Consider the following 26,516-nt stretch of genomic DNA (forward strand, 5'->3'; position numbering starts at 1 on the left):
CTGCGCCGATACCGGCGCGGTTTTGTTGAAGCCCTGTGTCCACTGTGGCACAATCTGCTCCCCTCGCTGCGGGACTGCTTGGATTTTGTTTAAAAATCCATGCAAATCAACAGTTTAGCGCGGTGAGGTTGCGGGGACGTGGTGGAATTGGTAGACACGCCAGATTTAGGTTCTGGTGCCGCAAGGTGTGGGAGTTCAAGTCTCCCCGTCCCCACCAAACAAGTTTTTGCAGTCCGTGCCCTTTTGCACATTCTTTCCAGAAGGGAGGTTGTGCGGCGCGGGCTGTTTGTATTTGGCGGCCGGCCAGTGATTGCCGGCGCAACGCTAGTCGCTGGTGCTAGGGCTTCCCGTAGCCCGGCATCTGTGAAGAGAAAAGTCTCACGAGGATTATCATGCAGGTTTCCATTGAAACAACTTCCGGTCTGGAACGTCGCTTAACGGTCAATTTGCCGGCAGAAGTCGTCGATAAGGAAGTTGACAAGCGTCTTCAGCAGGCGTCCAAAACCGTGCGCATCAACGGCTTCCGCAAAGGTAAGGTGCCGATGAAGGTTGTACGTCAGCGTTTTGGTGCTGGTGTCCGTCAGGAAGTCCTGGGTGAGATGATGAGCCGCTCGTTCTACGAAGCGGTACAGAAAGAGCAGGTTAAGCCAGCAGGTCAGCCGAGCATTGAAGCGAAAAACGTAACCCCGGGCGAGAACCTGGAATACGTTGCGACTTTCGAAGTCTACCCGGAAGTTTCCCTGATCGATCTCGGTGAAGTGTCCGTTGAGCGCCCGAAAGCAGAAGTAACCGATGCCGACGTTGACAATATGATCGACGTCCTGCGCAAGCAGCAGTCCGGCTGGAAAGAAACCAAGCGCAAGGCGCAGAAAGGCGACCGTGTAACCATCAACTTCGTTGGCCGCAAGGACGGTGAAGAGTTTGAAGGTGGCAAGGGCGAAGATCACAAGCTGATCCTGGGTTCCGGTAGCATGATCCCCGGTTTCGAAGATGGCATCATCGGCATGAAGCCCGGTGAGGAAAAGGAAGTGGAAGTCACTTTCCCGGAAGACTACCAGGCAGAAAACCTGGCCGGTGCTGAAGCTGTATTCACCATCAAGGTAACCGCTTCCGAGAAGCCTGAGCTGCCTGAGCTGAATGACGAGTTCTTCGCTGCTTACGGTGTAGAAGAGGGTGGTGAAGAGAAGTTCCGCGAAGAAGTCCGTGGTAACATGGAGCGCGAACTGAAGAATGCTGCGCTGAACAAGGTCAAGACCCAGGTTATGGACCAGCTGTTCGAGAAGCACGAAGTAGAAATCCCAGCTGCACTGGTTCAGGGTGAAGTTCAGACCCTGCGTGGCCAGATGGTTCAGCAGTTCGGTGGTCAGATCAAGCCTGAAGACGCGGCCAAGATGCTGCCGGACACCATGTTTGAAGACCAGGCCAAGCGCCGTGTTGTTCTGGGTCTCGTAGTTGGTGAGATCGTTAAAGAGAACAAGCTGGCGGTAGATGGCGATCGCGTTAAAGCGAAAGTTGAAGAACTGGCTTCTACCTATCAGCAGCCGGAAGAGGTGGTTGAATACTACTTCAACAACCGCGAGCTGCTCGCTGGTGTTGAGTCTGTTGTTCTCGAAGATCAGGTCGTCGACTTTGTTCTGGACAAGGCCAAGGTCAGCGAAGTCGAAAGCACTTACGACGACGTTATCAAGCCGCAAAAACAGGCTTGATGACAAGAAGCGGCCACCATCCGGTGGCCGTTTTTACTTTGCTGGCAAGCTTCTGAATGTGACCAATATATTCTGTGTATGCCGCATGCGTGAAGAGCCTGCCGTTGCCCGATATTCTCCTCCTCCTGTCTCTTAATTTTCCCTCAGAACCCAACTGGCTTTATGGTCCTTGAGCAGTTAAGCTCAGACTGACCATATGTTTCAGGGTTGTGCCTTTTTTGAGCACGCTCGTTCTGTAGTCGCCTAATACGCCGAAAAAGGAAGCATCGTATCCATGGCATATATTGATAATTCTGTGAACGCCAAAGAAATTCTCGCCACTGGCGGCCTGGTACCCATGGTGGTTGAACAGACCGCGAGAGGGGAGCGTTCGTTTGATATCTATTCCCGTCTTCTCAAAGAGCGGGTGATTTTTCTTGTTGGGCCGGTCGAAGACCACATGGCTAACCTGGTGGTTGCTCAGCTGTTGTTCCTGGAGGCGGAAAACCCCGACAAGGATATCCATCTGTATATCAACTCGCCGGGTGGTTCAGTGACTGCAGGTATGTCCATTTACGACACCATGCAGTTCATCAAGCCCGATGTCAGCACTATGTGTATTGGTCAGGCCTGTAGCATGGGTGCTTTCCTGTTGACTGCAGGTGCCGAGGGCAAGCGCTACGCAACCCCGAATTCCCGGGTAATGATCCACCAGCCGAGCGGCGGTGCCCAGGGGCAGGCATCGGATATCCATATCCACGCCCAGGAAATTCTCAAGATTCGCTCCCGTTTGAATGAGTTGATGGCGCATCACACCGGGCGCAGCGTTGCGGATATCGAGCGTGATACCGATCGGGATCGCTTCCTGAGCGCTGATGAAGCAAAGGAATACGGCCTTGTGGATGAGGTGCTGGCCCGCCGCCAGGCTATGGGCAAGTAATACCTTAATACCGTTTATTGGGCATTAATTGTCTAAATTCGTCTGCGGAAGTCGGAGCCCTGTTCTTCAATGGGTGGGAGTTGCGAGCACTTCATCTGGGGTCGCTTCTCCCTGACTTCCGCGGACACGGATAAAAAAGCTTGAAAAACCTGCCAAAAGGCCGCATCTTGCTTATGAACCCTATTTGCCGCCGCATTTCGGCTGGCTGCCAGACCACGGAGTACATAGATGACTGATCAGAACAGCGGAGAAGATAACGGCAAACTCCTTTACTGTTCCTTCTGTGGCAAGAGCCAGCAGGAAGTACGCAAGCTGATCGCGGGTCCATCTGTTTACATCTGCGATGAGTGTGTCGAGCTCTGCACAGATATCATCCGCGAAGAAGTACAGGAATCTGTCGATGGTGACGATTCCCGCCTGCCGACGCCGCAGGAAATTACTGAAATTCTCGACCAGTACGTCATCGGCCAGGCCCGCGCCAAAAAGGTGCTGGCGGTAGCGGTATACAACCACTACAAGCGCCTGCGCACCAGCAAGGGTGTGAAAGGCAAAGACGACGTCGAACTGGGCAAATCCAACATTCTGCTGGTTGGTCCTACCGGTAGTGGTAAAACCCTGCTGGCAGAGACTCTGGCTCGTCTGCTGAACGTGCCGTTTACTATCGCTGACGCCACCACGCTGACCGAAGCCGGTTATGTGGGGGAAGACGTTGAAAACATTATTCAGAAGCTTCTGCAGAAGTGTGATTACGATGTAGAGAAGGCTCAGCAGGGCATTGTGTACATCGATGAAATCGACAAGATTTCGCGCAAGTCTGACAACCCCTCCATTACCCGGGATGTATCTGGTGAGGGTGTGCAGCAGGCTCTGTTGAAGCTGATCGAAGGCACTGTGGCGTCGGTTCCTCCTCAGGGTGGCCGCAAGCATCCCCAGCAGGAATTCCTGCAGGTGGATACGTCCAACATCCTGTTTATCTGTGGCGGTGCTTTTGCCGGATTGGACAAGGTCATTCGCGATCGCTCCGAGAAAGGTGGTATTGGTTTCTCTGCTGAGGTGAAGTCCAAAGACGCAACCAGCAATTTCGGTGAGGTCCTGCTGGATCTTGAGCCGGAAGACCTGGTGCGCTACGGCCTGATTCCAGAATTCGTTGGTCGTCTTCCCGTGACCGCGACCTTGGAAGAGCTGGATCGCGCTGCTCTGGTGCAAATCCTGACCGCGCCGCGCAACGCGTTGACCAAGCAGTACGCAAAGCTGTTTGACATGGAAGGCGTCGAGCTCGATTTCCGTCCCGACGCGCTGGATGCGGTGGCCACCAAGGCCATGGAGCGCAAAACCGGTGCTCGCGGCCTGCGCTCGATCATGGAGTCGGTGCTGCTGGAAACCATGTACGATATCCCCTCTATGGATAACGTTGCCAAAGTCGTTATCGATGAGGCCGTTATCAAGGGTGAGTCTGCGCCGCTTCTGGTCTATGAGCAGGCGGAGCAACCCCAGAAGGCAGCTCCCGAGGAGTAAGAGCTGGAGGCTCAAGCCCAATGGCCCGCCCGCTGAAGGCAGGTTCACGAAAAGCCCCGTAGAGGGGCTTTTTTGTGTCTGCTGGAAACATCATCCTGTCGACTGATCGAGAATTACTCTTGCAGCGTAGATTTCTGTGCTAATACATGTTGTTGCACCGGAATTTGCATGTTCCATGACCATCAATCAACGCGCTGAATTAAACTAATTTTGCTGCGTCAGTCTGGGCGGGCTTGTTATTCTGACCCTTGCCCCCAACTTAGGTTTTGAACTGGCGCACACCGGTTGACCCTCAGGGTGCTTTCGCTACCGAACCCACCCCGCGAGGAGTGCTACCGTTGACGAATAAGTCGCCAAATTGGTGGCCGCGAGCCGCCTGAAGGCCGAGAGGAGTTTTATGGACCAGCCATCCGAGACCTTGAACGAATACCCTTTATTGCCACTGCGTGATGTGGTGGTGTATCCCCATATGGTGATTCCGCTGTTTGTGGGGCGGGAGAAGTCCATCGATGCGTTGGAAGAGGCCATGCGCAGCGATAAACAGGTGCTGCTGGTCGCCCAGCGACAGGCTTCGGAAGATGACCCAGGCGCCGATGATGTCTACCGGGTGGGCACCGTTGCCAGCGTGCTGCAGTTATTGAAGCTGCCCGACGGTACCGTGAAGGTGCTGGTGGAAGGTGGCCATCGGGTGAAGGTTGAAGAGATCAAGGAGGGCGATAAACACTATCGTGCCACCGTCTCCACACTGGATTCCGAGGAGTTGCCGGAGGCTGAAGCTGAGGCCCTGGTGCGCTCTGCAATGTCGCAGTTTGAACAGTATGTCAGTGTCAGCAAGAAAGTCCCGAATGAGGTAATGACCTCTTTATCTGGAATCGACGAGCCCGGCCGCCTCGCAGATACCATTGCCGCGCATATGTCACTGGATCTTCCGCAGAAGCAGGAATTGCTCGAAACCGTCAGCGTGAAAGAGCGCCTGGAGCACCTGTTGGGCCTGATGGATTCCGAGATCGACCTTATTCAGGTGGAAAAGCGAATCCGCGGGCGCGTCAAAAAGCAGATGGAAAAGAGTCAGCGCGAGTACTACCTGAATGAGCAGATGAAAGCCATTCAGAAAGAGTTGGGTGAAATCACTGAAGAGCCCAACGAGATCGAAGAGCTCGAACAGAAAATCGCCGACTCCGGGATGTCTGCAGAGGCCGAAAAGAAAACCCGCGCGGAGCTGGGCAAGCTGAAGATGATGTCGCCCATGTCTGCGGAGGCCTCGGTGTTACGCAGCTATATCGATTGGATGCTCAGCGTACCCTGGAAGAAAACCAGCCGGGTGCGTCACGACCTGATTAAGGCGGAAGAGATCCTGAACAAGGATCACTACGGTCTGGAAGAGGTCAAGGAGCGTATTCTCGAGTATCTGGCGGTGCAGAAGCGGGTTAAGAAAGTGAAAGGCCCGATTCTTTGCCTGGTTGGCCCGCCCGGTGTTGGTAAGACGTCTTTGGGCGAGTCCATTGCACGTGCCACCAACCGTAAGTATGTGCGCATGGCTCTTGGTGGCGTGCGCGATGAAGCGGAAATCCGCGGCCATCGACGTACCTACATCGGGTCCTTGCCGGGCAAGCTGGTGCAGAAAATTTCCAAGGTCGGTGTTAAAAATCCGCTGTTCCTGCTGGATGAAGTCGACAAGATGGGGATGGACCACCGTGGCGACCCGGCTTCTGCGTTGCTGGAAGTGCTGGATCCGGAGCAGAACAAGTCGTTTAACGATCACTACCTGGAAGTGGATTACGACCTCTCCGATGTGATGTTCGTATGTACCTCCAACTCAATGAACATTCCTGGGCCGCTGCTCGACCGTATGGAAGTGATCCGTATCCCCGGTTATACCGAGGATGAAAAGCTGAACATCGCCCAGCGCTATCTGATTCCAAAACAGCGCAAAGCTGCCGGCCTTAAGCCGGAAGAATTGGAGTTGAGTGATGAGACTGTACGCGATGTAGTGCGCTACTACACCCGTGAAGCCGGCGTACGTGGTCTCGACCGGGAAATGGCGAAAATATGCCGTAAAGTTGTTACCGAGCACGTACGTAAGTCCACCACGAAGAAAGTGGTTATCAAGCCGGATCAGCTGGAAGAGCTGCTGGGTGTACGCAAGTTCGATTACGGCCGCGCCGAGGAAGAAAATAAAATTGGCCAGGTTACCGGCCTGGCGTGGACAGAAGTGGGGGGCGAACTGCTTACCATTGAGTCCTCTGCAGTGTCCGGTAAAGGGCGGGTTATCAAAACCGGCTCTCTCGGTGATGTGATGCAGGAGTCCATTCAGGCTGCACTGACCGTGGTTCGTGCCCGGGCGCAGGCCCTGGGTATTGCCCCGGACTTTCATGAGACCCGGGACATTCACATTCACGTGCCGGAAGGGGCAACACCAAAGGATGGTCCGTCTGCGGGTATTGCCATGTGCACGGTGCTGGCTTCCGTACTCACAAATATTCCCGTGCGCTCCGATGTCGCCATGACGGGAGAGATTACCCTCCGTGGAGAAGTCCTGCGCATCGGTGGGCTTAAGGAGAAGCTGCTCGCAGCCCACCGTGGGGGGATCAAAACAGTTCTGATTCCGGCGGACAATGAGCGCGACCTGAAGGATATTCCGGATAATATTCAGCAGGATCTGGTGATCAAGCCAGTGAAATGGATTGATCAGGTGCTGGAGTACGCTCTGGAAAAAATGCCGAGCCCACTCAGTGATGAAGAGTACTCCGCGCTGAAAAAACAGGCGGAAGAGCGCTCCCAGAGATCTATCCAGACTCACTGATCTCTGGCTCGCAACTTCACTGCATAAAACGTTACGACACTGGCCGCCCCTGGATATCGAATATCCCGGGGCGGCTGTTTTAGAGCGTGAAAAAAAGCGTTGAAGAGAATGTGGGAAGTCGCGTAGAGTACGCAGCCTGCTTTACCGCAGGTTAAAAAATGATCTCGGCGGGCATTGCCTGAACAAGTCTGGTTCAAAAATGTCCAACTCCCCGCAAAGCCGCATGGTTCCTTGACCCACCAACAGGCAGTTGGTATAAAACGGGGCTTGTTGCGCTGCGGGGAACCGCAGGCGATCAAAAATTAACTGCATAAAATTGCATGTATGCGCCTTGTCACAAAAGGCTGCAACAGACCTTACATACACACCTAGAAACCTAGATAAAGAAACAGAGGGATATAGCGTGAATAAGTCCGAACTGATTGAAGCCATTGCCGCATCTGCCGACATTCCTAAGGCAGCCGCTGGCCGCGCTCTGGACGCCATGGTAGACAGCATTACTGATGCACTGAAAAAAGGCGATCAGGTAGCCCTGGTTGGCTTTGGCACTTTCGCTGTCAAAGAGCGCGCTGCGCGTACCGGCCGCAACCCGCGCACCGGTGACCCGATCGAAATTGCTGCTGCTAAAATCCCTAATTTCAAAGCCGGTAAAGCTTTGAAAGATGCGGTAAATTAAGAAGCTTTGTAAGCGACAATGCTTCAAGGAGGCGTATCACATGGATGCGCCTTTTTTGTTTCTGCAAGATTGAATTTTTCTGGATCAGCGGATTTAGACCGTATTCAGCGAGGGCCTGCCAGTAAATTGCGGCGCTTGACTGTAACAACAATAAGCAATGATCCAGGCGTGTACAGATAGAGTTAAATTCGGAGCTGAATATGCTTCAGTCCATGCGTGACAACTTGAAGGGAACTGCCGCGATTATTGTGGCTGCTTTCTTTGGATTTATTATGGTGATCGGTGGGATTGATTTCTTCACCGGTGCCAGTGGTGGCTCGGCCGACCAAGTGGCCGAAGTCAACGGGGAAAAAATCTCCAATCTCGATTTGCAGCGGGCGATCCAGAATCGCCGTTCAATGATCGAGAGCCAGTACGGTGAAAACGTACCTGCGGACCTGCTCACCGATGAACAGCTGCGCGGCCCGGTACTGCAGCAACTGGTCAACAGCTCGGTCATGCGCCAGGCGGCGCAGGAGCGCGGCATGGTTATGAGTGCAGCATCCGTGGACAAGGAAATCGTGCAGATGCCCGGTTTTCAGGTAAATGGCCAGTTTGACCAGCAAATGTTCCGCGACGGTCTTCGCCGTATGGGCTACAGCCCGGCGGGTTTCCGCCAGCTGCTCGAGCAGGAAATGGTGATGCAGCAGTACATCGGCAGTGTTGCTGACAGTGCCTTCGCGACCCGTGCGGAAGCGGAAGAGGTAGTGTCGGTGTCGATGGAAGAGCGTGACTTCGACTACCTGACGCTTTCGGCGACCCCACTGCTGGCGGATATGCAGGTTGGTGACGAAGAAATCCAGGCCTACTACGACGAAAATCAGCAAAACTTCCAGCGTCCCGAGCAGGTAGCTATCGAGTACATCGAGCTTACACCTGAGCAGTTTGCTGCAAGTATTGATATCTCTGATCAGGATCTGCGCGCGCAGTACGAGCAGGAGGTGAAAAACTTCCAGGCCAGTATCCGCCGTCACGCCGCTCATATTCTGATTGAGGGCGATGACGAAGCCGCGCAGAAGAAAGTCGACGAGGTTCAGGCGAAGCTGAACGAGGGCGGCGAGTTTGAGGCGCTGGCGAAACAGTACTCCGACGATATCGTTTCTCGCGAAGATGGCGGTGATGTCGGCTTCACCAGTGGCGATGTATTCCCCGAGGCATTCGAAGATGCTCTGGCTAGCCTGGAGGTCGGCGAGGTTTCCGGTGCGGTCAAGACCGATGCTGGCACGCACTTTATCAAGCTGATTGAAGTTGCCGATGCTGAGCCGCCGAGTTTTGAGGAGCGCAAGGCCGCGATCGCTGCCCGCCTGCGCAACGCGGAGGCCGAACGTGAATTCGTCGGTGCGCTGAGCCGTCTGGGTGATCTGGCCTACAATGCCGAGACGCTGTCTGGACCAGCGGAAGAATTGGGTCTTTCTGTACAGAAATCGCCGCTGTTTTCCCGTCAGGGCGGTGCAGGTATTACCGCAGAAGGTAAGGTGATTGAGGCCGCTTTCTCTCCAGAGGTTATGGAAGATGGCAATACTTCAGACGTGCTCGACTTGTCTGAAAACCACTCTGTGGTGCTCAAGGTTGTCGAGCACAAGCCTGCGGGTGTGAAGCCTCTGGAAGAGGTAAAGGAAGAGATTACCCAGCGCCTGAAACGTAACAAGGCTGGCGAGCAGCTGGCGAGCAAGGCCGCAAATATCCAGTCTCAGGTTGAGTCTGGTGAAGCGCTTGCTGATGTTGCGGCCGCCGAGGGGCTTACCCTTGAAACCAGTGACAAGACCCGTCGCGGTGGATTTGGTGCACGTGGAGAGGTAGTCAACCATGTCTTTAGCATGGATGCGCCCAAACCCGGTGCCAAGACCCTGGAGCAATTTACCCTGGGTACTGGCGATGTGGTTGTAGTGCAGTTGCGCGATGCGCGCGCCGGTGATCTTTCTCGTCAGAGCAAGGAGCAGCGCGACGCACTGATGCAGCAGCTGGCTTCCATGCAGGGCACTTCGGAACTCGCAGCCGTGCAGAAGTTCCTAGCGGGCAAGGCCGATATAGAAGTGTCTACTGTGGAGGAGTAATTCCTACCGCTATCAGGCACAAAAAAACCGGCGAAATCGCCGGTTTTTTTGTGCCTGTCAGTTTCCGCTTTTTATCCGCGAATAGGCTCAGCCATTTGATGCGCTATCCACGAACAGAGTGAGTCTCTGGCCGGGTTGCAGGTAGCCATTCTTGCTGATTTTGTTCCAGCGCACGATGTCGCTAATGTCGATACTGAACTTGCGTGCAATGCGGTACAGCGAGTCACCGCTACGCACGCGATAAGACAGTTTGCGGGTGGTACGGTTGCGGTCGTTACTGGAGCCCGCTGAAGAGTAGGCGACCAGCTTGCGGCCAGGGCGCAGGGTGTCGCCAGGGGCCATATTGTTCCAGCTGGCAAGTTCCCGCACTTTTACGTCCAGAGATCGTGCGATTCCCCAGAGGGTATCGCCAGGGCGCACGGTGTAGTTGGACTTCTTGCCTTTTCCTGATGATTGCTTGCGCTGTACACGCTGGTCAATCGAGTAGGCATACTGGGCGCTCGGTCCGGAGGCGCTTGGGATCAGTAGTGTCTGTCCGGCACGGATGCGGCTGCCGCGCAGTTTGTTGGTTTGCTGGATTGCGGCCACGGTGGTTTCGTAGCGGCGTGCGATGACCGAAAGAGAATCGCCGCGGGCTACCTGGTAACGCTGCCAGCTAACCCGCTGGTCGGCGGGGAGTTTTTCCAGCGCTGCGATAAACTGTGTTCCCTTGTCGCTCGGGATGAGCAGGCGGTGGCTGCCGTTGGGGTCGGTTGCCCAGCGGTTGTAGCCCGGGTTCAGCAGGTAGAGTTCTTCAATTTCAACATCTGCGAGTTCCGCGGCTTGTGCCAGGTCTATCTGGCTGCCCACGTTGATCGCAGTGTAATAGGGCGTGTTGCCCACATCGTGAAGCGGAACCCGGTAGTGGTCCGAGTGCGCCACTACCTCAGCCAATGCCAGCAGCTGCGGTACATAGCGCTGGGTTTCGCGAGGCAGTTTCAAGTCCCAGAAGCTGGTGCCTTTACCGCTGCGACGGTTGCGCTCCATGGCGCGACGCACCGTGCCTTCCCCGGCGTTGTAGGCAGCGAGGACTAGCAGCCAATCTCCATCGAATTTGGCCGACAAATAATTGAAATACTCGCTCGCGGCACGAGTGGATTCCACCACATCGCGGCGACCGTCATACCACCAGTTCTGGTTCAGACCGAATGAGCGTCCGGTGGCCGGAATGAACTGCCACATTCCAGATGCCTGGGCGTGGGAATAAGCAAAGGGATCGTAGGCGCTTTCGACGATAGGAAGCAGGGCAAACTCCATTGGAACGTTGGCCTGCTCAAGCTGTTCCGCCACATGGAAGATATAGCGGCGCGAACGCTCAGTCACCCGAGCCATATAGCCCTGGTTGGAGGAGAAGTAATTGACGTAGTCCTTTACCTTGGGGCGTTGAGTCTCCCGGTCCAGGGAGAAGCCCTGCCTCAGGCGTTGCCAGATATCTTTCGGAGGGAGAGCCGGTTCCGGCACATCCATAATGTTCTGGCTGATGGCGTTGAGTTCTCTGCCTTTGCCGTCAGCGCCGGAATCGACTGGGGAGGCGCTCACAGTTTGTGGTGCGTCGTCTATTTGCGCGCAGGCCCCCACTGCCGCTGCCAGTAGCGCAACGGCAAATTTCTTGTAAACCATTCTGGTATCCGCAGTCTGTTGTTATCTGTTTGCTCTTGTTATCTGCGTACTCATATACGGAATTGGCTGGCTGAAAAATAGCCAAGCCTGTCGCGTCTTTTATCGAGTAATACGCTTGAGCTTTGATTTGTAATTGTCTGATTCTAAAGAGGGAGTTTGGTTCCGGTCAATGCAATTTGGTCAAAAAGTGTCCTTCCATTGGCGTAAAGTGGCGAATATTTCTACAGGATTGCCTTTTACGTCGGCTCCATGCGCCACTGCATTTGTACGGATCTCCTCGGATTGCGTGCGCAGGAAGGGGTTGGTCTCCAGTTCAAGGCCGATGGTGGAGGGGAGGGTCGGTCGGTCTTGTTGACGGGTCTCTTGCGCTTCCGCGATGCGCTTGCCAATCGCCTGGTTGCCTGGCTCTGCCGCACTGGCAAAGGCAAGGTTGGCCAGGGTGTACTCGTGGGCGCAGTACACCTTTGTGTCCCTGGGCAGGGAGGTCAGTCGGGAGAGTGAGTGGTACATCTGCTCGGGTGTGCCTTCGAAAAGTCGGCCACAGCCAGCGGCGAAGAGGGTGTCACCACAGAAAAGATGTGTGTCACCCTCTGCTTCGAGTATCAGCGCGAGATGATCCAGGGTGTGTCCGGGCACGGAGAGTACTCGCCAGTCGCAGCCCATCAGGGAGAACTGGTCACCGTCCTGTATCGGGTGGGTGACACCTTCAATGGACCCGGGCCCGAAGACCTCACAGTCATACTTTTCCTTTAGGGTCTTTACCCCTCCGGTATGGTCAAAGTGATGGTGGGTGAGAAGAATGCCACTCAGGTGGGCGCCACCCAAAACCTCTATGACCGGGTCGGCATCTCCGGGGTCCACCACCCAATGTTCGCGATCCTGTTGCAAATGCCAGATATAGTTGTCGCTAAATGCAGGTATCGGGCGGATTGTGATCATTGTTGCTCCCCGCTAATCTACCGTTGTCGAGAACCCGGTTTTGTTTTGGCAACCTTAACATAACCCTCAAAAGAAGCCTCTAAGATCCAGGAGCTGCAGATGGGCAGAAATGCGGGTCGGAAACCCCTGTTCTACCGCGGAAAGGAGCAGACCCCATCGCTGGCGCAATCTTGTGTCAGCCTGGGGGATTGGTTTGAGAGTGCACTGGGCCAGGAGATCCTGACCCAGCAGCTTGCCCTTGCCCAGCCGCTCGTGGAGGGGCTATTCGGCTACCATCTCATGCAGGCGAGCGTGGCGCGCCAGGTGGACTTTGCCGCTTGTAGTCGGATCAACCACCGGTTTCGACTAAGTCCCTGCGCCGACAGTGGTGGAGCTGCTCTGGTTGAATTTGAGCAGCTGCCGCTTCCCTCTGAGTCGATTGATGTGGCGGTGCTTCATCATCTGCTGGACTTCTCGCCCCATCCTCATCAAGTGTTGCGTGAAGCGGGGCGGGTGCTGATCCCCGGTGGCCACATGGTATTGATTGGCTTCAATCCCTTTTCGCTGCTCGGTCTGTCACGGGTGTTTCGCTCCTCCAGTGCATACCAGATGGGCAACCAGTTGCGTGCGGCGCGGGTAGCGGATTGGATGAATCTGCTGGATCTGCAGGCGGGTACGATCGAGCGCGGCTTTTTCAGGCTGCCATTGCAACATTCTGACCTGCTGGCCAAGACTGCCTGGATGGAGCGTATGGGCAACCGCTGGCACTTGCCCTGTGGAGGCTTTTACATCATAGTCGCGCGCAAAGAGGTGGCGCGAATGCGCACCATCAAGCTCAACTGGAACGGGGATAAAAAGCCCGCCCTGACTGCGGTGCCCAGCAGCCCCCGCGTGGCTGCCAAGCAGCGGCACGAGAATCATAAGCAGAAGCGCTAGCCCGAGAGGCTCTGTTCCGCGTTTCATCTCTACGCTGACAGGGCGCGGCTGAACCCAAATCAAACACACGAGTCTGACTTGAAACAGGTAACCATATATACCGATGGCGCCTGCCGGGGTAATCCCGGTCCGGGTGGCTGGGGGGCATTGCTGATGAGTGGCGATGCGGAAAAAGAACTGTGTGGTGGTGAAGCCATGACCACCAACAATCGTATGGAACTGCTGGCTGCGATCAAGGCACTTGATGCGCTCAATCAGCGTTGCCATGTCGATCTGCATACCGATTCCCAGTATGTGCGCCAGGGAATCACTGGTTGGATTCACAACTGGAAACGAAACGGCTGGAAAACCGCAAATAAGAAGCCGGTAAAAAATGCCGATCTTTGGCAGGCCCTGGATCTTGCGATTGCCAATCATGAGGTGCAGTGGCACTGGGTAAAGGGGCATGCGGGCAACCCGGGCAATGAGCGCGCGGATGCATTGGCCAATCGCGGCATTGATGAGCTGGGGGAATAAGTTTATGCGTCAGATCGTACTCGATACGGAAACGACCGGCCTGGACCCAAAGTCGGGCCACCGGATTATTGAAATTGGCTGCGTTGAACTGATCAACCGCAAGCTTACCGGTAAGCATTACCACCAGTACATCAACCCCGAGCGTGAGGTGGATGATGGTGCGATCGAAGTTCACGGTATCACCAACGAGTTTCTTGCGGACAAGCCAGTCTTTTCCCAGATCGCCGATGAGTTCATGACATTCTGTGATGGCGCAGAATTGGTGATTCACAATGCGCCCTTCGATGTAGGCTTTATCGATGCCGAGCTCAAGCGTCTGGGAAGTCCTCGTTGGCAGGCCGTCGCCGCACACTGTGGTGTTCTGGATACGCTCACCCTCGCGCGAGAAAAACACCCCGGGCAAAAAAACAACCTCGATGCGCTGTGTAAGCGGTATTTCGTAGATAATTCACAGCGGGATCTACACGGCGCATTACTGGATGCGGAGATTCTCGCCGACGTCTACCTGCTGATGACCGGCGGGCAGACGGACCTGGCGCTCGCTGGTACTGGCAGCAGTAAGGAAGAAGGAGAGGGCGGTGAGGCCGAGCAAAATGAAGTCGGCTCTATTCGTCGTCTTAGCGTTGATCGTGCGCCCCTGTCTGTTATTCGTGCGGGCGCCGAAGAGGAGCAGGCCCACGCGGAATTCCTGTCATTGCTGGAAAAGGCGGCGGGCAAACATTATTGGTAACTTGCTTTCGTCCGGTAAAACATTCGCTTGAAATAAAAACGGGGCCTGAAGGCCCCGTTTTTATTTGTCCTGACTGGATTAATCTCCTGTCAGAGTGCGTAGACCACGCAGAAGAAGGCGACAATAGTGAGAACGACGGTGTAAGGCAGGGCCATGATCACCATGCGCCCGTACGACAGGCGAATCAAAGGCGCCAGTGCCGAAGTGAGCAGGAACAGAAATGCCGCCTGGCCATTCGGAGTGGCGACGCTGGGCAGGTTAGTGCCGGTATTGATGGCGATGGCCAGCTTTTCAAAATGCTCGCGGGTGATGTCTCCGGCAGTCAGCGCTGTTTTTACTTCGTTGATGTACACCGTGGCGACAAAGACGTTGTCACTGATCATGGAAAGTAGGCCGTTCGCCAGGAACAGCATGCCCGGCTGTTGTTCCGGTTCCAGGCTCAGTACGAAGTGGGTGACGGGTTCGAACAGGTGCTGCTCATGGATGACGGCCACAATCGCAAAAAAGACCACCAGCAGAGCGGTGAAGGGGAGGGCCTCCTCGAAAGCGTGGCCGATACGCGCTTCCTGGATAATGCCGTTGAATGAAGTCAGCAGCACGATGACCATCAGGCCGATAATGCCGACCTCGGCAACGTGAAATGCGAGTGAAAGCACCAGGATGACAGCGACCACACCCTGGACCCATAGTTGAACCACGTCGCGTTTACTGCGCTTCGCTTTCTGTTCGCTGGCGAAATGTGCCAGTACTTCGCGCACCGCTTCCGGTAACTTGGCGCCATAACCGCAGATTCCGGTTTTCTCCAGCAGGAAGCAGGTGATCAGGCCGGCCGCAAGCGCGGGCATGGTGACGGGGGTCATGTTGACGAAAAACTGTACAAAGTCCCAACCCGCTTTTTCCGCGATCAGAAGGTTTTGTGGCTCGCCCACCAGTGTGCAGACGCCACCAAGTGCGGTGCCCACCGCACCGTGCATGATCAGGCTGCGAAGAAATGCGCGGAACTGGTCCAGGTCGGAGCGGTGATACTCAACTACCTCGTCATCTTTCGAGTGGTCGTGCTCCGGGTGCGTCTGTCGGTTGGACGCGACCTTGTGGTACACCGCGTAAAAGCCCACCGCAACAGCAATCAGTACGGCAGTCACCGTCAGGGCATCGAGGAACGCGGACAGAATCGCAGACACACCGCAGAACAATAGCGACAGCGTGGTCTTTGAGCGGACGGTGATCAGTAGCTTGGTGAAAACATGCAGCAGCAGGCTCTTCATGAAGTAGATGCCTGCCACCATAAACATCAGCAGCAAAATTACCTGAATGTTTTCATTTACTTCGTGAAACACAGATTGGCTGCTGGTCATTCCGAGCAGTACGGCCTCGATTGCGAGGAGGCCGCCGGGCTGCAGCGGGTAGCACTTCAGCGCCATTGCCAGAGTGAAAATAAACTCGCCGATAAGAACCCAGCCGGTTATGAATGGCGAAGTGGCATAAAGAATAATCGGATTGGCGATTAAAAAAGCAGCAATTGTCAGCTTGTACCAGTCGGGCGCCTCGCCAAGAAAGTTGGCACCAAAGGCGCTGCGGAAGCTCCCGCCCGGGGTGGGGCGAGTGTCGTTGAGGGCGTTCATTATACTGCTACTTCCTTTATTTTCCGCTGGCCGCAACCCGCTGCGGCTCGGGCGCCGGGGAAACTACCCATTTCTTGCGAAAAATTCAATGGATTTTCCGGGATGCCAGTACTGTCGTCCTAATTTGTCGATTGTTCGATGGAAATTGGAGGAGGAAAGGTGGAATATCGCGCGGTTTGGTATAAATTGCTCTTCTGCCACTCGAAATCCTATTGATGACGACAACTTCCACGATTGGTCTATAGGGGGAAGATAGTCATCAGGTACAGGATGTGGACGGGGGCCGAAATAAAAGAAAGAAAATTGCAGTGGTGTAGGCAGTGAGTGAATTGCGCGAAATCAACCTGACTTCAGTCAGCCTGGTTAAAGAAGAGCTGATTGCGAGTATCGAGGGGGCAACTGGCTATCTGGATCAGTTTGCAGTCGATCACGCAGACAAGGCGGCCCTGGAAAAATGTATTCAGGCGCTGCGCCAGGTGTCTGGTGTGCTGCAGATGGTACAGCTGGCAGCCGCGGAACTGCTGGCGCAGGAAATGCTGGTTGCCATGGGCGACCTGCTCCAGGACCGCCAGCAATCTCCAGAGGAGTTACTCGAGGGCGTTGGTACCGCTTTTTATGTGCTGACCCGATATCTCGATTTTGTCCAGAACCGGGCTACCACGCGTCCTGAGCTTTTGATCCCCTATATCAATAATTTGCGACTTGTCCGGGCACAGGCCCCGGTTCCTGAAAGTCATTTCCTGCGCTGCCGTCTGGATGCGACCGTACCCGGGGTGGTCTCCTCGGCAGTCATGTCTGAAGATCTGAAGACGTTTGTGCGTCGTTTTCGGCATATGTATCAGGTGGGTTTGCTGGCGCTGCTCAAGGGCAAGCCTCGCGGGCCCGCCTACACCATGATGGCTCGCGCACTGCAGCGTATCGCCAGCGTTACCGCGGGGCGGCCGAACGGTAAGTTATGGACCGTAGCAGGAACGGCTATCAGTGCCATGGCATCCAGGGAGATGCTGGTCAATCGCCAGCGGGTAATGGTGTTGAGTATGCTGGATCGCCGCTTGCGGAATATCTGCCGCGAGGGCGATGTGGCGCTGGATCAGCCTGCACCTCCGGTGCTGATCAAGGAGTGTCTGTATTGGTTGGCGCTCGCCGGGCCAGCAGAAAAAGGGGAGAAGCTGCTGCAGGTATTTGGCATCAAGTCATTGCCGTATCGCGAGCCCGAGCTGGAGCGTGACCGTGCCAGTCTGGGCGGCCCCGGTGCCACTGCCATCGCTGCCGTCGCCAATGCGCTGGACGAGGAGCTTTCCGGGGTGCGCCGGATGCTGGACGATGCCGAGACCATCGCCGTTGCCGGTCTCGATGAAGAGGGCGGGCTGGTAGAAACGCTGCGCCGTATTGCCAACACGCTGATACTGCTCAATTTCCGTCGTATCGGCGAGAACCTGGCGGGCTCCCTCACCGCCTACCAGAGTTGTGCTCACACTGGGGGCCGCGCAGCAGATAATGCTTTGCAGCAACTCACCAATCAGATTCTGGCGGTAGACAGTACTATCCGCGCATTGCGCCAGAGCTCCTCTATTGAACTGGATGAATCCGGTCAGGCGGATATCGCGCTCGAGCGCAGCCAGCTTGCCGAGGCAGAGCTGGCGGTGCTGAAGGAAGCGGAGGCGGGGCTGTCGCTGATCAAGCGCGCACTGGCTTCCTATGCAGATTCCGGGTTTGATCACGGCCATATTCGCAATGTCTCCACCACGCTCAACAGTGTGCGCGGTGGGCTTGTGGTGTTGAGCCTGGGGCGCGCTGCTGCTGTTGTGGAGCGCCTCGCGCACTTTGTGGATGCCGTGATTGACCAGAAAAGCGTCGTCCCAGGGGTGGAGCAGTCGCTGGAAATATTTGCCGATGCGATCATCAGTCTCGAGTATTACCTCGGCGAAGTGAAGCTCCACCGCCAAGCCGATAAGCAGTCGCTGGATCTGGCAGTCGAGAGCCTGGAAGCCCTGGGTTACCCGGTGGAGGTTGCCTGATACCGCCCAATGATTCAGTCTTGAGGCGCGATCTCCAGTGAACCTGAAGGTGCTATGACAGATTTCACCCCCGCCGGGTGCGTATTACCGCACCCGGAATTTCACCGGCATATCCTGGTTTCCGGTGGCGAAGTATTGTGCTCCTCCCAAGGACCACTTCATCTTTCTCTGCCTGTTCACATATTCACTGAGCAGGGGGCTATCGAGCCGGGCGCTTCCTGCAGTCATTACCTGGGCGAGTGGTGTGGCGAACCTTGCGGGGTGCATCACCTCCCCATTCGTGTTGAGGTCCCCGGATGCGAGTGGCTGGGGCTGAGAAGCCTGCTGGGCTCGGTCCCTGAGCCGCTCTTCTTTCTGGTCGGTCGCGCTTTGCAGGTGGTGAACTGGGATCTCGACCACCGCTTCTGCGGCCGATGTGGTCGGCAGACCGAGTATCATCCTCGAGACCGCGCCCGAGTCTGCGGCCACTGTTCCCTGGTGGTGTACCCCCGTATCTCTCCCTGTGTCATCATGCTGGTCACCCGCGGTGACCAGTGTCTGCTAGCCCGCCATACCAGGCACCGTCACGCGCTGTATACCGCACTGGCGGGCTTTATTGAGCCGGGGGAAAATGCGGAACAGGCGCTTGCTCGAGAGGTGCGAGAAGAGGTTGGACTCGAAACCGGTGCTGTGCGCTATGTGGGCAGCCAGTCCTGGCCGTTTCCAGGCCAGCTGATGATCGGCTACCTTGCGGAAGCAACGGGTGGTGCACTGACGCCTGATCAGGAGGAAATTTCCGAGGCACGGTGGTTTCATCGGTCCGAGATACCGGAGGCCATTCCTCCTGTAGAGACGTTGTCTGGGCAACTGATTCGAACATTTATTGATAAGGGTTGAACCCTGGGTGATGTGCTTACCCGCGAAATAAAGAGGCAAAGATAATGTATATAGCTATTACGTTTGTGATTGCCTTTATTGCCCTGTTGTTGGTGTTCTGGGGCGGTAAAGTTTTACTCAAAGGCAGCTGGTTGCTGGGTTTCTTGCGCGGCACAGTTGGCCTTTTGTTGCTGGCCGGTGCCCTGATGATCGTGCTGGTGGCGCTGGATGTTTATAGTTACCGCAATCTCGCCGATGAACATAGCGTGGGTACGGTGAGCTTTGAGCGCATGGACGATCAGCATTTCATGGTGAAGTTTGCTGACGAGGACGGTATCTCACAGGAATTTGAACTCCGCGGTGATCAGTGGCAGCTGGATGCCCGAATGCTGAAGTGGAAAGGTGCTCTGGCGCGCTGGGGTATCGAACCCGCCTATCGCCTGGACCGTCTCAGCGGTCGGTACCTGACATTGCAGGATGAGCGCAACAAGGAGCGTTCGGTCTATGCACTTGGTGAAAGTGAGCATGGGGTCGATGTCTGGAGTATGTTGCGCAATATGGATAACCGGGTACCCATGGTAGACGCGGTGTACGGAAGCGCGACCTTCCTGCCGATGCAGGATGGCGCGGTGTACGAAGTGCGGATCAGTCATACCGGGTTACTGGCGCGACCATTGAATCAGCAGGCGCGTTCTGCACTGAACGAGTGGCAGTAATTGCCACAGGCGCGCAGACAAGAAAAAATCAGATAACCTGAATTTGGGGGTTGAGTGGAATTTCTCAGTGAATATGGATTGTTTCTGGCCAAGGTGGTGACCGTGGTTGTGGCTCTGTTGGTGGTGATTGGCATCATCGTGGCAAACAGGGCACATATGAAAGATCGGCAACCGGGGCATATTGCGGTGACGCACCTCAATGACCGGTACGAGGATATGAAAGAGGCGCTGCTTGAAGCCGTGATGGATCACGCGGATTTTGCAGAGCGCAAAAAGCAACAGGAAAGGGATCGCAAGGCTGAGGCCAAGGCCCATGCCAAGAAACGCAAGGCGGAACTGAAAGCGCAGGCAAAGGCGCGCAAAGAAAACAAAAGTACGGAAACCGGTGGCGCCCACGAGGTTAAAGCTGCTGAGCAAGCTGAGGCGGATTCGGAGGCGGGTGCTGAATCGTCTGCACCCACAGGCGGCGAAGCGGAAAAGCCGGCCGGTAGCGACACGCGCAAGCGCCTGTTCGTCGTGCACTTTGATGGGGATATCAAGGCCAGCGCGCTGGCGAACCTGCGGGAAGAAATTACCGCGATTCTGCAGGTCGCCGACAAGGAGGACGAAGTGGTGGTCTCTCTGGAGAGCCCCGGGGGGATGGTTGCCAATTACGGTCTGGCAGCAAGCCAGTTGGCCCGGGTGCGCAGTGCGGGGGTGAAGCTGACCATTGTGGTCGACAAGGTGGCGGCCAGCGGTGGTTATATGATGGCCTGCGTTGCCGACCGAATTTTGGCGGCACCATTCGCCATGCTGGGTTCCATCGGGGTTGTCGCGCAATTACCAAATTTTCATCGGTTGTTACAGCGCAATGATGTCGACTTCGAGCTGTTTACTGCCGGTGAATACAAGCGCACTGTGACCATGTTCGGTGAAAACACCGAGGAAGGAAAAGAAAAATTCCAGAGTGATCTGGAAGAGATACACACCCTGTTCCAGCACTTTGTCTCGGAGTATCGCCCGCAGCTGGATATTGCAAAGGTCGCCACCGGCGAAGTGTGGTTTGGGCAGCGCGCGCTGGACCTCGCGCTGGTCGATGAGTTGAAAACCTCGGATGAATACCTGACTTCGCGGGCGCAGAATGCAGACCTGTATCAGGTGGAGTACAAAGAGCGGCAGAATATCGCCAAGAAAATCGGTATCGCCACTCAGTCAGGGATCGAGAGCACGCTTGCGCGACTGTTTTCCCGGCTGGCGGCCTGGCGTCACCAGGCCCAGTAATTTCACAGGACCTGATTTGCAGTACCTGGTTTCGCAATACTAGTTATTGAATCAGAACGGCTTACGGATTGCTTATGTCTGACCACACGTATCGTGCAATGCTGGTAGAGGAGGTGGCCGCGGGTAAGTACGATCAGACGATCGTTGTGCGCGCGGCGGACGACTTGCCGTCAAATCCGGTCAGTATTGCCGTGTCCCACTCGTCGCTGAACTATAAAGATGCGCTATCTGCGTTTGGCAATCGTGCGGTTACCCGGGAGTATCCGCACACTCCTGGGATCGATGCGGTGGGTAGGGTCCTTGCCGACGAAAGTGGTACCTTTTCCAGCGGCGACAAGGTGATCGTGACCGGCTACGACCTAGGTATGAACACCGCCGGTGGTCTCGCCGAGCGGATCGCCGTGCCGGCAGGGTGGGTTGCTCGGCTCCCGGACGGACTTTCGGCCCGGGAGGCCATGATACTCGGCACCGCGGGTCTGACCGCGGCTCTGTGTGTGGAGAAGCTGCTGGAGGCTGGCGCGAAGCCGGCCGACGGCGAAGTGCTAGTGACTGGTGCTACGGGTGGCGTCGGTTCCATCGCTGTGGCACTGTTGGGCAAGCTGGGCTTTAAGGTTGCAGCCGTAACCGGCAAGTTGGAGTCTGCCGAATTTCTGACAGGCCTGGGTGCCTGGAAAGTGTTGGACCGGGAAACCCTGGCGCCTTACGCCGATAAAGCCATCGCCAAACCGTTGTGGGCGTGGGCGGTGGATACCGTCGGCGGGGAGACCCTGTTCAACGTGATCAAATGCCTCAAATACGGTGGCGGTGTCGCTGCCTGCGGCATGGCATCCGGTGCCCAGTTCCAGGCTAATGTGTTTCCGTTCATTCTTCGTGGTATCAGCCTGCTTGGCGTCGACAGCGTTGAGCTGCCACTTCAGAAAAAGTCGGAAGTCTGGGGCATGCTGGCTGGCGACTGGTATATCGGAGAGCAGCTGGAAAAAATCGCCGAAGACATCTCTCTGGAGCAGGCGCCAGAGTTTCTCGCACGACTGCACCGGGGGCACGGAATAGGGCGCTACGTTGTGGATATGACCCGTTAGAGAATTTTGGTCTGGAATGTGAAATTGCGCGCAAACCGCGGTAGACGGCAAGCGGCTGGCGGTATCGGGTTACCAAATTGCCTGCTATCCTGACCTACAATCGTCTATAGGCATATATAGTCACGGGATTGCCACAATAATTTTTGGTGGGATGGTTGGCTTAAAATTCGGTCAGAATTGAAATTCTATCCCATTTTCGCTGGTCTGGTAGCAAGCTTTGTCGGTTAACACCCTGCCCACTTCCCAAATTCCCGACGCCGGTGCACTGGTGCTGTCTGGCGGCGGCGCTCGCGCTGCCTATCAGGTCGGTGTTCTCAAGGCGCTGGCCGAACTTGCCCCGGATTCGGAACCAAACCCCTTCAAAATTATTTGTGGCACTTCCGCCGGTGCGGTCAATGCGCTGCTACTGGCGACCCATCCGGGCAGCTTCAAAGAGGCCACTGAGCGACTTTATGAGCTGTGGATGGGGCTGACGGTCGATCAGATCTATCGCAGTAACTGGAGTAGCCTGCTGGGCAATGTCCTGACCATCTCCATGTCACTGTTCAATCAGGGGGTTGCCAGGCGTAACCCACTGGCATTGCTGGATAACAGCCCGCTGCGGGAATTGGTGACGGAAGTCATTCCCTTTGCCAATATCCAACGCAATATCGATGAAGGGCGTTTGCGTGCGGTCAGTGTCAACGCCATGTCTTACAGCGACGGCGAGTCGGTTAGCTTCTTTCAAGGCAGTGATGACCTGCTGGAGTGGAGGCGTTTTCGCCGTTGTGGAGAGCGCGCGCAGTTGACGGTGGAGCACCTGATGGCTTCTGCGGCCATTCCCACGCTTTTCCCATCGGTAAAAATCGGTAACGACTATTTCGGCGACGGCGCGGTGCGGCAACTGGCGCCTATCAGCCCGGCACTGCATTTGGGCGCCTCGCGGGTTTTCGTGGTGGGGGTATCGGATAATCGCTCTCCCGTACACTGGGGCAAACGGCGTAAGGTGCCAAAGCATTCCCCATCTCTTGCACAGATTGGCGGGCAGCTTTTCAATGCCGCGTTTATCGACAGTCTGGAAGGGGATCTTGAGCACCTGGACCGGGTCAATGTATTGCTGGACTCGGTAGATGAAAAGGTGTTGCCGGGGCTCGCGCCTTTACGCGCGGTCGAGTCTGCAGTGATTGAGCCAAGCCAGAGCCTGGATCGCATTGCCGGCCGCAAGGTACGCTACCTGCCGCCAGCAGTGCGCTGGCTGTTCCGCTCTACCGGGGCCACCACCTCGGGAGGTGGTGCTTCTGCAGCGAGCTACCTCCTGTTTGAAAAGCCGTACCTGAGTGAATTGATAGAGCTGGGTTATCAGGATGCCATGTGGGAACAGGAAAAATTACGCGACTTCCTGCGTCCACGGACGCAGCTGGTTCAGACCCAGCAGAAAGGTTTTTTTGGTATACGGGTAAAACCCGCAACGGAAGCAAGTAATGGCAACTCACCTTCTTAACGACGGTTTCAATTTCTTTAGTGCTGTGCGGCGGGGAGTGATCCTGCTGCTGGCGGGCGCGCTTGCAGCCTGTAGCAGCCCGGCGGTCAAAGAATCGGGTGACGATTCCGGGTTGCGCCAGCAGAGCCAGAGTGAGTATCGCCAATTGCTTGATGAGGCCCATCAGTTGAGTTTTACGCTGGACTTTGATCGTCTGCGCAAGGCCTATGTGGAGTCTCCAGAGTACAACCCATACGGCGGCGTAAAGCTCGATGGGTTACCCGAGGCTTATAGTTCGGTGGAGAGCGCGGACTTTCTCGGTTGCCTGCGCAACGTCGACCGGGTCCTCAAGTACAATTACATGAGCCTGGAAGCGCACATGATCGGTGTGGTTTGCAGCGGGCAGGCCGGTGAATTTGAGCGTGAAGACCAGCATCGCTACATGGTGGAAGGGTTGATGACTTCCATCGAAAATAGTGGGGACGGCAAGTCCCAAGAAAGCGCTTTCCTGACGATCAGCACCTCTGAGCTTCGCGGTTTTGTACGTCTCAAGGGATTGCAGGTCCTGGATCAATCCATCGTGTACGACAACCAGGGTATCTACGACAAGATGCAGGTGCGCGATCCGGAATCCGGTGAGGAGTATCCGCTGTTTTTCAATGTCAGTCAGCAGTTTGCGCAGGGTTTCGAGGGGGAGTAAAACTCCCCCTTTTCCATCGGCGATTTTTAAATAAGTTTACAGAAGAAATTGCGTAAGCTTTTCCCATTCGAAGCGACGTGTCTTGCGGTCGCTAAACAGAATTTCCACCTTTGAATCCTCCCACTTGATCACCCGGCCGTAACCCAGTTTTTGATGTCGGATGCTGTCACCCAGCTCCGGCTTTCGCAGTGCGGCGCGCGGTGCATTGATATCCGGGTTGTAGTCGCACGCTGCCAGGTAGCGCAGCGCCAGGCGGGTAACCGGTACCTGGGTGGTGATATTTTTCGGGCGGACCTGCAGGCTCTCGCCCAGCAGGTTGCTGAGCGGTAAGTGCATTTCATCCAGAAATAATGAGGGCTTCTGCTCAGAGTCGATACCAGCAGTAGTTTTCTGCGCACTTTCTGCTGGAGGTGTCAGTAGGTACAGCTGCTTGCGAGCACGGGTCATCGCCACATACATCAAGCGGCGTTCGCTCTCGGTGGATGCGGGTGTCGAGAAATCTCGCTGCGGCTGGTACGGCATATTGTGCACCGTCAGCGAGGGAATGATCACCTGGTCCCACTCCAGCCCTTTGGCCTGGTGCATGGTGGTGATCTGAATGGCATCTGCGGGTACCTTATCCTGTTCGTCTTCACTCTGGTCCTGCTTTTGATGCCGCAGCTGAAGCTGTTGCAGGTGCTCCAGCGTTTCTTTGGGGGGGAGGCGCAGCTGATCCAGGTACTGGCAAAATGCCAGGATGGTCTGCTGCTTTTCCTCGGCCTGTTGGCGGTTGAAGGCATCCTCGCCAATGCCGCTTAGATAATCCAGTTCGCCGAGTTGGCGGCGCACCAGCTCGCCACCGTGACCGCGCCACTTTTCTACCTGCTGCAGCAATTCCGCACGCTGCCTCAGGCGTTTGCACTGGGGTTGGCTGAGGGATTCGGGAATCAGCTTGAGCAGTTGTTTTCCCCAGCCTTTATCATGCTGGCTGAGACGTTCGCATATGGGCTCCAGTACTGCGCGTGGAATGCGGATGTGCGGTGCCGTCATCCATTCATAGAGCCCCTGCGCGCGGCGTTTGCTGGTCTGTTCCGCAAAGCGGCCGGCGGCGATATTCAGGCTCCAGAACAGCGGCCGCAGTTCACGCCTGGAAAGTACCGTGTTGCGATTGCCTGAGCGGTAGGGGATATTATTTGCGAGTAGTGCAAGTTCCAGGGGGGCGGCCAGTGACCAAAGGCGCACCAGTATTGCCATTTCCCCAAGAGCGTTCCCCTGTTTCTGGCATCGCCGGATGTGCTCCACCAGCCACTTTCCTTCGTTCTGGGTTTGTACCTGGTGCAGTTCGGTTTCGGCGCCGCGGTTACCCGATACACAGAAGATATCCGCGCGTTCACTGTTGTTGTGAATAAAGTGGTTGGCGGCCAGGGACAGGCTGTGTCCGTAGCGGAAGGTGCGGCTTAACTGGTACACGTTGGATGGTGGGAAGTCGCCGTCGAACAGGCGCAGCAAAAACTCTGGCCGCGAACCGCGCCATTCGTAGATGGTCTGGTCCGGGTCACCGATGGCGATCACATTGCCGGATTTTCCGTGCAGAACCCGCAGCAGGTAGTGTTGTATCTCGTTGATATCCTGATACTCGTCTACCAGGATGTCCTGGTAAAGGCCCCCGTACTGCTCTGCGATTTCGGGTTGTTGGCTAAACAGCATCGCCGGGTCGTAAATCAGATCGGCGTAGGTCACGGCACTCTGATCCCGCCGCCAGTCTTCGAAGTGGCGAAACACCTTCAGGAAATACATGTATTCATCGCCGAGCCCAAGCCGCTGGAATGCACTTAGATCGCCGCTGAGGACCGTCTTGGTGTAATCGATAAAAAATTCCGCCGCTTCGGTTTCAGACTGCTTGCGTGCGCGAATTTCTTCAATGTCCGCCGGTGGCGCACAGGCTTCTATCGCCCTCCAGATTTGCAGCTGGACCAGGGATTGGGGTAGTGGTGTCAGGTTGACTCGCTCGATCTGACCGCGCGCAATCATGCGCTGGTAGATCTGAAACCCGAGACTGTGGAAGGTGTTTACTCGGGGCACCTGATTCCCACACAGCTTTACAAGCCGCTGGGAAAAGTCGTCTTTGGCGTTGCGGTTGTACATCAGAATCAGCATGCGCGCGGCAGGTGTGCCTGCATGCAGCCGGTTCTTGATGTAGTGAAGCAGCGCGGTGGTCTTGCCGGAGCCCGCGACCGCGATGATCTTTGCGTGACCGCCGGAGTGGTTGGCGATAGCCTGTTGCTCTTCCGTGAGCGGTTGCTCGGACTCTATATTCGGCTCGTCCTTGAGATGATGCTCGGCACCTGGCATGGAAA

General features: G+C 55.9%; 20 protein-coding genes and 1 tRNA gene. 17 read left to right on the forward strand and 4 right to left on the reverse strand.

Features of this window, described 5'->3' with window-relative positions; translation table 11 throughout:
* The first annotated feature begins 132 nt into the window (after positions 1-132).
* The 7 genes from LC059_RS13290 to LC059_RS13320 all read left to right on the forward strand — a co-directional run bounded on the left by LC059_RS13290 (position 133) and on the right by LC059_RS13320 (position 9,712).
* Positions 133-217 (forward strand) — tRNA-Leu (locus tag LC059_RS13290).
* 175 nt (positions 218-392) lie between these two features.
* Complete coding sequence (tig, locus tag LC059_RS13295; RefSeq protein ID WP_226704356.1) at positions 393-1,706, forward strand: trigger factor; 1,314 nt, start codon at positions 393-395, stop codon at positions 1,704-1,706.
* 274 nt (positions 1,707-1,980) lie between these two features.
* Positions 1,981-2,625: an ATP-dependent Clp endopeptidase proteolytic subunit ClpP gene (clpP, locus tag LC059_RS13300; RefSeq protein ID WP_226704357.1), complete on the forward strand. Its 645-nt coding sequence runs from the start codon at positions 1,981-1,983 to the stop codon at positions 2,623-2,625.
* Positions 2,626-2,853: 228 nt separating this feature from the next.
* The gene (gene clpX, locus LC059_RS13305) at positions 2,854-4,140 is read left to right on the forward strand and encodes an ATP-dependent Clp protease ATP-binding subunit ClpX (protein WP_226704358.1); all 1,287 of its coding nucleotides are present in this window, start codon (positions 2,854-2,856) and stop codon (positions 4,138-4,140) included.
* Between the two features lie 397 nt (positions 4,141-4,537).
* A complete protein-coding gene (lon, locus tag LC059_RS13310; RefSeq protein ID WP_226704359.1) occupies positions 4,538-6,943 on the forward strand; it encodes an endopeptidase La in 2,406 nt (801 codons plus the stop codon).
* Between the two features lie 403 nt (positions 6,944-7,346).
* Complete coding sequence (locus LC059_RS13315; protein WP_010132873.1) at positions 7,347-7,619, forward strand: HU family DNA-binding protein; 273 nt, start codon at positions 7,347-7,349, stop codon at positions 7,617-7,619.
* Between the two features lie 200 nt (positions 7,620-7,819).
* The gene (locus LC059_RS13320; RefSeq protein ID WP_226704360.1) at positions 7,820-9,712 is read left to right on the forward strand and encodes a SurA N-terminal domain-containing protein; all 1,893 of its coding nucleotides are present in this window, start codon (positions 7,820-7,822) and stop codon (positions 9,710-9,712) included.
* Between the two features lie 87 nt (positions 9,713-9,799).
* Here LC059_RS13320 and LC059_RS13325 read toward each other — a convergent pair whose 3' ends face one another.
* Together LC059_RS13325 and gloB are read right to left on the reverse strand one after the other, a co-directional pair.
* Positions 9,800-11,371: a LysM peptidoglycan-binding domain-containing protein gene (locus LC059_RS13325; protein WP_226704361.1), complete on the reverse strand. Its 1,572-nt coding sequence runs from the start codon at positions 11,369-11,371 to the stop codon at positions 9,800-9,802.
* A gap of 180 nt (positions 11,372-11,551) precedes the next feature.
* Positions 11,552-12,310, reverse strand: a complete 759-nt coding sequence (gloB, locus tag LC059_RS13330) for a hydroxyacylglutathione hydrolase (protein WP_226704362.1) — start codon at positions 12,308-12,310, stop codon at positions 11,552-11,554.
* Between the two features lie 99 nt (positions 12,311-12,409).
* Here gloB and LC059_RS13335 point away from each other — a divergent pair, with 99 nt between their 5' ends.
* The 3 genes from LC059_RS13335 to dnaQ all read left to right on the forward strand — a co-directional run bounded on the left by LC059_RS13335 (position 12,410) and on the right by dnaQ (position 14,471).
* Entirely contained in the window at positions 12,410-13,225 is an 816-nt protein-coding gene (locus tag LC059_RS13335; protein ID WP_226704363.1) for a class I SAM-dependent methyltransferase, read from the forward strand.
* A 78-nt stretch (positions 13,226-13,303) separates the two neighbouring features.
* Positions 13,304-13,741, forward strand: coding sequence for a ribonuclease HI (gene rnhA / locus LC059_RS13340; RefSeq protein WP_226704364.1), 438 nt, complete (start codon positions 13,304-13,306; stop codon positions 13,739-13,741).
* 4 nt (positions 13,742-13,745) lie between these two features.
* Positions 13,746-14,471 (forward strand): DNA polymerase III subunit epsilon, encoded by a 726-nt coding sequence (dnaQ, locus tag LC059_RS13345; protein ID WP_226704365.1) that lies wholly within the window; start codon positions 13,746-13,748, stop codon positions 14,469-14,471.
* A gap of 89 nt (positions 14,472-14,560) precedes the next feature.
* On the opposite strand, the gene nhaB is transcribed toward dnaQ, so the two are convergent.
* A complete protein-coding gene (nhaB, locus tag LC059_RS13350; RefSeq protein ID WP_226704366.1) occupies positions 14,561-16,093 on the reverse strand; it encodes a sodium/proton antiporter NhaB in 1,533 nt (510 codons plus the stop codon).
* A 320-nt stretch (positions 16,094-16,413) separates the two neighbouring features.
* Here nhaB and LC059_RS13355 point away from each other — a divergent pair, with 320 nt between their 5' ends.
* The 7 genes from LC059_RS13355 to LC059_RS13385 all read left to right on the forward strand — a co-directional run bounded on the left by LC059_RS13355 (position 16,414) and on the right by LC059_RS13385 (position 24,180).
* Positions 16,414-18,111, forward strand: a complete 1,698-nt coding sequence (locus LC059_RS13355; protein ID WP_226704367.1) for a hypothetical protein — start codon at positions 16,414-16,416, stop codon at positions 18,109-18,111.
* Positions 18,112-18,165: 54 nt separating this feature from the next.
* On the forward strand, positions 18,166-18,987 hold the full coding sequence (gene nudC / locus LC059_RS13360) for an NAD(+) diphosphatase (RefSeq protein WP_226704368.1): 822 nt from the start codon (positions 18,166-18,168) through the stop codon (positions 18,985-18,987).
* 44 nt (positions 18,988-19,031) lie between these two features.
* Complete coding sequence (locus LC059_RS13365; protein ID WP_226704369.1) at positions 19,032-19,682, forward strand: cation/multidrug efflux pump; 651 nt, start codon at positions 19,032-19,034, stop codon at positions 19,680-19,682.
* A gap of 54 nt (positions 19,683-19,736) precedes the next feature.
* Entirely contained in the window at positions 19,737-20,942 is a 1,206-nt protein-coding gene (sohB, locus tag LC059_RS13370; protein WP_226704370.1) for a protease SohB, read from the forward strand.
* 74 nt (positions 20,943-21,016) lie between these two features.
* Complete coding sequence (locus LC059_RS13375; RefSeq protein WP_226704371.1) at positions 21,017-22,021, forward strand: YhdH/YhfP family quinone oxidoreductase; 1,005 nt, start codon at positions 21,017-21,019, stop codon at positions 22,019-22,021.
* Between the two features lie 217 nt (positions 22,022-22,238).
* Positions 22,239-23,501 carry a patatin-like phospholipase family protein gene (locus LC059_RS13380; RefSeq protein WP_226704372.1) on the forward strand — a complete coding sequence of 421 codons (1,263 nt, stop codon included), beginning with the start codon at positions 22,239-22,241 and terminating at the stop codon, positions 23,499-23,501.
* Positions 23,482-24,180, forward strand: a complete 699-nt coding sequence (locus LC059_RS13385) for a DUF4919 domain-containing protein (RefSeq protein WP_226704373.1) — start codon at positions 23,482-23,484, stop codon at positions 24,178-24,180. The genes LC059_RS13380 and LC059_RS13385 overlap by 20 nt, the downstream gene beginning before the upstream one ends.
* Before the next feature lie 36 nt (positions 24,181-24,216).
* Here the strand turns inward: LC059_RS13385 and LC059_RS13390 are convergent, their stop codons facing one another.
* The gene (locus LC059_RS13390; RefSeq protein WP_226704374.1) at positions 24,217-26,511 is read right to left on the reverse strand and encodes an ATP-dependent helicase; all 2,295 of its coding nucleotides are present in this window, start codon (positions 26,509-26,511) and stop codon (positions 24,217-24,219) included.
* Between the last annotated feature and the right edge of the window lie 5 nt (positions 26,512-26,516).

The sequence above is a fragment of the Microbulbifer elongatus genome (genome assembly GCF_020524885.1).
Lineage (GTDB): Bacteria > Pseudomonadota > Gammaproteobacteria > Pseudomonadales > Cellvibrionaceae > Microbulbifer > Microbulbifer elongatus_A.